The sequence below is a fragment of the Burkholderia sp. SJZ089 genome (assembly GCF_007828315.1).
Classification (GTDB): Bacteria; Pseudomonadota; Gammaproteobacteria; order Burkholderiales; family Burkholderiaceae; genus Burkholderia; species Burkholderia gladioli.
In genome coordinates, this window is record NZ_VIUM01000064.1 from 1 (window position 1) to 1,254 (window position 1,254).

Annotated in this window: 1 protein-coding gene; it reads right to left on the reverse strand. The window is 64.4% G+C overall.

What is annotated here, in order from left to right; all coding sequences use genetic code 11:
- The coding region (locus tag FB600_RS37005; RefSeq protein ID WP_145758321.1) for a non-ribosomal peptide synthetase at positions 1-1,254 on the reverse strand (1,254 nt) is incomplete at both ends.

A 1,254-nucleotide genomic window follows, 5' to 3' on the forward strand; every position in this document is an offset into this window, starting at 1 on the left:
GATCTCCCCGAGTTCGATACGGAAACCGCGCAGTTTCACCTGGTCGTCGTTGCGGCCGAGGTACTCGATCGTGCCGTCGGGCAGCCAGCGACCCAGATCGCCGGTCTTGTACATCCGTGCCTGTGCATCGCCGCTGAAAGGATCGGCCACGAAACGCTCCGCGCTCAGTTCCGGGCGATTCAAGTAGCCGCGTGCTACCTGCACACCGCCGATATGAATCTCGCCCGTCGCACCGAGCGGCACCAGCTGCTCATGCCGGTCCAGCAGATAGATGCGCGTATTGGCGATCGGCCTGCCGATCGGCGTAATGGCGTGCGACCCGTCGCAGGTCCATGCGGTCACATCCACTGCGGCCTCGGTCGGACCATACAAGTTGTAGAGTGCCGTTCTGCCCATCTGCGCCTTGAACCGGCGCACCAGGGTCGCCGGCAACGCCTCGCCGCTGCACACCACCCGGCTCAGACTCGTACACGCCCCTGCGTCGCCCCGAGCAAGGAATACTTCGAGCATCGACGGCACGAAATGGACCGTCGTCACGCCCTCCGACCGGATCACTTCCTTCAGATACGCCGGGTCCTTGTGGCCTTCCGGCTTCGCCATCACCAGTCGCGCGCCGTTGAGCAGCGGCCAGAAGAACTCCCACACCGACACGTCGAAGCTGAACGTGGTCTTCTGCAGCACCACGTCGGCTGCATCCAGCCCGTAAGCCTCCTGCATCCACAGCAGGCGGTTCACCACCGCGCCGTGCTCGTTCATCACGCCCTTGGGCTGCCCGGTCGAACCCGACGTGTAGATCACGTAGGCCAGATGCGATGGCGCGAGCTCCGCCACGTCCGGATTGGCAGCGGACTCGTTGCACCAGTCATCCGCATCCAGATCGATGACCGGCACCGACACACCCGCCAGCAAATCCAGCGTACCGGCTTGCATCAACGCGACGCTTGGAGCGCTATCGCCAAGCATGTAGGCGAGCCGCGCGGACGGCAAGGTCGGGTCCAGCGGCACATAACCCGCGCCCGACTTCAGGATCCCCAGCAAACCCACGACCATCTCGATGCTGCGCTCCGCACAAATCGCCACCCGGTCGTCCGGACCCACGCCCAATTTCCGCAGGCGATGCGCGAGCCGGTTCGCGCGCGCATTCAGCTCGCGATAGCTCAACTGGCTGCCCTCGTACACCAGCGCCACTGCGTCCGGCGTGCGCACGACCTGCGATTCAAACAGGCCGTGGATCGTCTCGTTCTTTGGATAGTC